The sequence below is a fragment of the Collinsella sp. OM07-12 genome, from assembly GCF_003438275.1.
In the GTDB taxonomy this organism is placed as follows: domain Bacteria; phylum Actinomycetota; class Coriobacteriia; order Coriobacteriales; family Coriobacteriaceae; genus Collinsella.
On the sequence record NZ_QSTQ01000037.1, the window covers coordinates 1 to 6,659 of the forward strand.

Here is a 6,659-nt window from a genome sequence, read left to right on the forward strand (position 1 = left end):
CGCGGTAACGTCGCCTTCCTGGGCGGCCCGCTGCAGTATCTTTCCGAGCTGCGCCACCGCTTCTACCTCACCCTCAACCTCGACGACGAGCACATCATCGTGCCCGACAACGCGCACCTCTTCGTGGCGTCGGGCGCCGCCATGGCGCATGAGTCGTCCAAGCTCGTGCGTTTTTGCGAGCTCATCGAGGCCATCGACGCTTTGGGCGACACTCAAGGCGATGAGGTCGCCCGCCTTGACCCGCTGTTCGCAACTGAGGAGGACCTTGCGGAGTTCTCCGAGCGCCACGCTCGGGAGGTCGTGCCGCGCGGCGAGCTCGCGGGCTACACCGGGCGCGTGTTCATCGGTCTCGACGCGGGTTCCACCACGATGAAGGCCGCGATGGTGGGTGAGGACGGCCAGCTTCTGCATACCTGGTACGGCAATAACAACGGCGACATCCTCGGCACCGCCAAGACCATCATGGCCGACTTCTACGAGCACATCCCGGCGGGCTGCACGATTGGCCACGTGACCACCACCGGTTACGGCGAGGCCCTGCTCATCGAGGCGCTCAAGGCCGACTCCGGCGAGATCGAGACCGTGGCGCACCTGCGTGGCGCCCGCGCGTTTTTGCCGGGCGTCGAGTTCATCCTCGACATCGGCGGCCAGGACATGAAGTGCCTGCGCGTGCGCGACGGCGTGATCGAGCACATCATGCTCAACGAGGCGTGTTCCTCGGGTTGTGGCAGCTTCATCGAGAGCTTCGCCGTGTCCATGGACATGGACGTGCGTGCCTTTGCCGCCGAGGCCATGTTGGCCAAAAACCCGGTTGACCTGGGCAGCCGTTGCACCGTTTTCATGAACTCTCGCGTGAAGCAGGCGCAAAAGGAGGGCGCCACGGTGGGCGACATCGCCGCCGGCCTGTCCTACTCGGTAATCAAAAACGCCCTGTTCAAGGTCATCAAGCTGCGCGACCCCAAGGAGATCGGTACCCAGGTGATCGTCCAGGGCGGCACCTTCATGTCCGACGCCACCCTGCGCGCATTCGAGCAGCTTACCGGCGTGCATGCCGTGCGCCCCGATATCGCCGGTTGCATGGGTGCCTACGGAGCGGCACTGCTCGCCCGCGATCGCGCCGGTGCAAACGGCGTCTCGACGGTGCTCTCTGCGCCCGAGATCGCCGCGCTCACCGCGGAACAAAAACATGCGCGCTGCGGCCGCTGCTCCAACAACTGCCAGCTCACCATTAACGACTTCGGCGGCGGCCGTCGCTTCATCACCGGCAACCGCTGCGAGAAGGGCGCCGGTCACAAGAAGCAGAAATCCGAGGCGCCCAACCTCTTCGCCGCCAAGAACGACCTGCTGTTCAACCGTCCCTGCCTGAGCCCCGACGAGGCGCCGCGCGGCACGGTGGGCATCCCCCGCGCGCTCAACATGTACGAGAACTACCCGTTCTGGCATGCGTTCTTCACACGTCTGGGCTTTAGCGTCGTGCTGTCCGACAACTCGAGCAAGGCTACGTACGAGAGCGGCATCGAGTCCATGCCGAGCGAGTCCGTGTGCTATCCAGCCAAGCTCTCCCATGGCCACGTGATGAACCTCATCGCCAAGGACCCGGACTTCATCTGGATGCCTTGCGTGCGCTGGGAGCGCAAGGAAGACTCGTCTGCGGGCAACTGCTACAACTGCCCCATCGTGATGAGCTACCCCACGGCGCTTGGCCTCAACATCGACGACCTCACCGAGAAGCACGTCGAGTTCATGTACCCGTTCGTGCCCTACCACGACAAGATCGAACTCAAGCGTCGCCTGTATGAGCTGCTTGCCGTCGAGCGCGTGGCGGACGCCGAGGCTGGTCACGGCCGTGTGCGCGGGCCCAAGCTCACGCGCACCGAGATCGACGACGCCGTGAACGCGGCGTATGAGGCCGACGCGCGGTTCCATCAGGACATCCAGACCATGGGCGAGGAGGCCATGCACTGGATCGAGGAGCACGGCGGGCACGGCATCGTGTTGGCGGGGCGCCCGTACCACAACGATCCCGAGATCAACCACTCGCTGCCCTCGCTCATCTCGAGCTTTGGCTTTGCGGTGCTCACGGAAGACTCCGTGGCGCACCTGGTCAAGCCGGAGCGCCCGATTCGCGTGGTCGACCAGTGGATGTACCACAGCCGTCTGTATGCCGCCGCGCGCTTCGTGACCATGCGCAACGACCTCGACCTCATCCAGCTGAACTCCTTTGGGTGCGGCCTGGACGCCCTCACCACCGACCAGGTGCAGGAGATTCTCGAGGCTTCCGGCAAGATCTACACGGTGCTCAAGATCGACGAGGTGTCCAACCTCGGCGCGGCGCGCATCCGTATCCGCTCGCTGATGGCGGCGCTGAAGGACCAGGAGGCCGAGCGTGCTGCTGAGGCCGCGGCCGCTGGCGACGCGTATGAGGCGGGCGACGCGGCACCTGTGGAGCCGTCGACGGACGCGCCGGTGTTCGCCACGCACAAATATGCGCTCGAGGCGCAACGCGCCAGCAAGAGCGCGGCGTTCCCCAAGGTGCCCTTTACCGAGGAGATGTGCGATGCGGGCTACACCATCCTGTGCCCGCAGATGGCGCCCATCCACTTTGACCTCATCAAAGAGGTCTTCCAGACGGCCGGCTACAACCTGGAGCTGCTGCCGTCCACGGATCGCGGCGCCGTCGAGGCCGGCTTGCGCTACGTGAACAACGACATCTGCTACCCGTCGATTCTGGTAACCGGCCAGATCATGGAGGCTATCGAGAGCGGCCGCTACGACCTGTCCAAGACGGCGGTCGTGATCTCGCAGACGGGCGGCGGGTGCCGCGCGACGAACTACATCGCACTCATCCGCAAGGCGCTGCGCGAGAGCGGTCATCCCGACATCCCGGTGATCAGTCTGTCTGCGGTCAAGCTGGATGAGCAAAATCCCGGCTTCAAGCTGACGCCCGCGATGCTCAAATCGTGTGTGTACAGTGTGCTGTTTGGCGACCTCATGATGCAGATGCTCTACCGCACACGCCCCTATGAGGCTCGCCCCGGCTCTGCGAACGAGCTGTTCGAGCAGTTTATGGACCGTGCGCGCCGCATGGCCCCGAAGTTCACGCGCCGCAGCTACACGCAGCTGTCGCGCGAGGCAATCGACGCGTTTGACGCGCTGCCGCTCATGGGGGAGGGCATGAAGCCGCGCGTGGGCGTGGTGGGCGAGATCCTCGTCAAGTTCCACCCCACGGCGAACAACCACGTGGTCGACGTCATCGAGGCGGAAGGCTGCGAGGCCGTGGTCCCCGGCCTGCTCGACTTCTTCCTGTACTCCATGAGCAACGCGCAGGTGCAAAAGAACGAGCTGGGCAGCTCGGCCGTCGAGCGCGCGACGATGGACGCGGCGATTCGCCTGGTCGATTGGATGCGCAAGCCGGTGGAGGACCTGCTTGAGCACAGTAAGCGCTTCGAGCGCCCCGAGCCCATTCCCGTCATGGCCGAAAAGGCCGGCCAGGTGTTGTCGCTTTGCAACAACATGGGCGAGGGCTGGCTGCTCACGGCCGAAATGCTCGACCTGATCGACCACGGCGCGCCCAACATCATCTGCACGCAGCCCTTTGCGTGCCTGCCCAACCACGTGGTGGGCAAGGCCGTGATCAAGGAGCTTCGCCGCCAGCATCCCGAGAGCAACATCGTAGCGGTCGACTACGACCCGGGTGCGTCGGAGGTGAACCAGCTCAATCGCATCAAGCTGATGATCAGCGTGGCGAAGGAGAACATGCGCTCGGGTAAGGGTTTTGTGATGGAGCCCATCGCGCTCGAGCGGCGCGATTCGGTGACGAGCCGCATGAAGCCACACCACCTCACGAGTGACGCCGAGGTGGAGCGCGTGGCGCACCGCCTGGGTCGCGGCTTGCACTGGAAGCGCGCGAGCAAGAACGATCGGGAAGAGTAGCTGCGGCGACGGGGTCGGCCAGGTGTGGGGTGCCGATCCTGGCTGGGGATGGGCCGGCGAGTCTGGTCGGGCGCGGGGCGCCGATCGCGACCGGGGATGAGGCGACGAGATCGATTTGGTTCGGGGCATCGAGCCCAATAGAAGATGGGATAACAAGCTCGACTTGATGCGGGGCTCCGGGGTGGTGCCCCGCATCAAGATGATTTTGCTGCTTGGGTTCGTGGCTGGATGTAACTCATATTGCTTGTAATCAACGCGCGCCCCTTCGGGCATCGGCAAGAATCACGCCGCCGATGTGAGAAGGGGCGCGCTTTCGCGTGCCCGCACTGTCCCTTGCGGCGAGGCGGCTACCAAATTTGACTAACTTGTAACCGGCACAATCAAAATCGAGCGCGTTCGATGCCACTTTAGGCCTCTGTGGCGAGCGCGCTATCAAACTGCGGGCAAGATAATGGACATATCGTCCATTTACATCGCTTGTCGGTGCTGTCATATCGCATGGGCCGCAGTCTAGGAGGCGCACCCGGTTACAAGTTAGTCAAATTTGGTAGCGCTCCACCCGTAGCCGCGGCGTCTAACTGTTTTTGGCGACCAGGAAGATGGAAATTTGCGGCATGGAGTACTCGTCGAACTCCTCCTCCGGGTCCGTGTCAAACAGCGCCCACGCGCGGAGGGTCCCGGTGTCGTCGAGGTCCGTGTCGATGGCGGTGTAGTAGTCGCCGGCGAGGAATGCGTCGCGGAACTCTTCGGGTAGCGTCGGGGTCTGGACAAGCCCCGTATCGAGCAGCTCGATGCCTTCCGCTTGGAGGTCTACATCGGCGAGCGCCGCGTGAAAGCGAGAGAAGGTCTCCTCGGCAAACGCGAGGTTCTCCTCGGGTGTGCGGTTGATATCCACATCGGCGTTGTAGATCACGCTGTCGACGGCCCCGAGCTCGTTTGTCTCGACCGATACGTTCGCGATGATGTCGCCGTCGACGTTGGTGATGTTTCCGCTCACGCGGTATCCGCTGTCTTGGCGGTGCTCGAGCGGGTCGTCGGCCATGATGTAGCTGCATATCGGTTCGAGTGCGTTGTTGAACGCGGCGATGGTGCGGGCGGATGCCTGCTGCGCGGCGGAGGACTGAGCGGCCGAATCGATAAAGCGCGGAACAAACGCGAGGGTCAGGATGGCAAGCGGCAGTCCGAGCATCATGAGCCTCGTGCGGCCCAGCCCGGGGAGCTGCATGCCGTGCGCGTGCGCCACCGCGGCGGCGGCCTTGCTCATGCGTTGCATGGTGTTGAAGAAGCCGTATGCCGCCATCGCGCCGCCGGCGATTTCCAACCTTGAGCTCAGGGCGTCGAGGTCATCATTGTCCAGGGTGTCGATGAGGCGCCCCGCAGCCGCCATGCCGATGCCACCGCCGACGGCCGCGCTCGTCTCGATGTCCGCGTTGCCTCCGATGGCTGCGCGTTCGAGCTCCTGCCAGCGCTCGCCGCTCAATCCGCGTCTGGCGGCGATTCCGCAGGTGATGCACGCTGCGCCCTCGGCCACCATGAGGGCGATCATGACGACCATCTGCAAGTCCCCAAAACCCTTGGAGCCCAGGCCGATGTTGTCGATCATCACCAGCAGTATCGCGATCCCGCCCGTAAGAAAAAGGGACGCCAAGGAATACCAAGCGGCCTTGGGGAGAAGGTAGTAGCGTCGTACCAGCTTTTCATCACTTGCGTTGAGCATGGGACCCTCGTTTCAAATTGCCGCCCCTCGCGCGAGCGGCCGTCGTTGCGCGTCGCGGCGTTTCGAGTATTCCAAGAGTATGGCGCAGAAGGAAATGACGTTTTACGGGGCGGCGGCTTCAATCCGTGAATGGAGCGATAATGCCGCTGCCCGTGGTGGCCGTTTTTGTCTCTTGTGCTGCTGTTTGTATTGGGGTCCGCGCTGAGTGCAGGCCTCGATGCCTTCCAGTGATTGCCGAGTGCTCTTTTGCGGCGAGGGGCTTCGAACGTCACGCGCCCTGGCGCCAAGGATCCTCGTTGCGGCCAGTGACGTAGGTGCTGGGGTTGGCGCGCATCGCGATTGGTTACGCACCCGACGTTGGGCTCTACCCGAGCACACGCGCGCCAAAGGGAAGCAACGAGAGTTTCGCCATCTTGAATGTCTGCAGTCCGAAGGGGATGCCGATGATGGTGATGCAGTTGATCGCGCCCGCGATGAGGTAGCTCGCCGCCATGGGCAGGCCGGCGCAGATAACCCAAAAGATGTTGGCGACAAGCGATGGCGCGCCGCCTCCGTACTCGATGGTCTTGCCGAAGGGTGCCAGCGTGAGCGACGCCATCTTAAACGCCTGGCGCCCCAGCGGGATACCGACGATGCTGATGCAGAACAGGCATCCCACGAGGAACCAATAAAGCGCGGTGAAGATGCCGCCGAAGAGCATCCAGATGATGTTGCCGAAAAGACGCATGCACCCTCCGATTCCGTGCTATCAGTGTTCGAGGTCATTATATGCCCCCGCTCGGACAACGTCTCTTATGGCCTACTTGAACAGGTCTTTGAGCCCGAATGTGGTCTTGCGGTAGACCTTGTTGTAAGCGGCCTTCTTGGGGTCGCGCAGCCAGCCCATACCCTTCTTGTCGTAACCGGGGATGATGGCCTTCTTGATCGCGCGCTTGGCCTTGCCCGTCGTGCGGGCGCTGATGGATTTCTTAAGGCTCTGTTAGACCAGGATTGACATTCTGCCCCGTCA

Annotated in this window: 3 protein-coding genes; 1 reads left to right on the forward strand and 2 read right to left on the reverse strand. The window is 63.3% G+C overall.

Annotation, left to right across the window (positions count from 1 at the left end):
* The coding region (locus DXB98_RS09810) for an acyl-CoA dehydratase activase-related protein (protein ID WP_117743988.1) at window positions 1-3,933 on the forward strand (3,933 nt) is incomplete at its 5' end.
* A gap of 574 nt (window positions 3,934-4,507) precedes the next feature.
* Here the strand turns inward: DXB98_RS09810 and DXB98_RS09815 are convergent.
* Entirely contained in the window at window positions 4,508-5,650 is a 1,143-nt protein-coding gene (locus tag DXB98_RS09815) for a hypothetical protein (protein WP_117743989.1), read from the reverse strand.
* A gap of 364 nt (window positions 5,651-6,014) precedes the next feature.
* Window positions 6,015-6,377: a YccF domain-containing protein gene (locus DXB98_RS09820; RefSeq protein WP_117743990.1), complete on the reverse strand. Its 363-nt coding sequence runs from the start codon at window positions 6,375-6,377 to the stop codon at window positions 6,015-6,017.
* Between the last annotated feature and the right edge of the window lie 282 nt (window positions 6,378-6,659).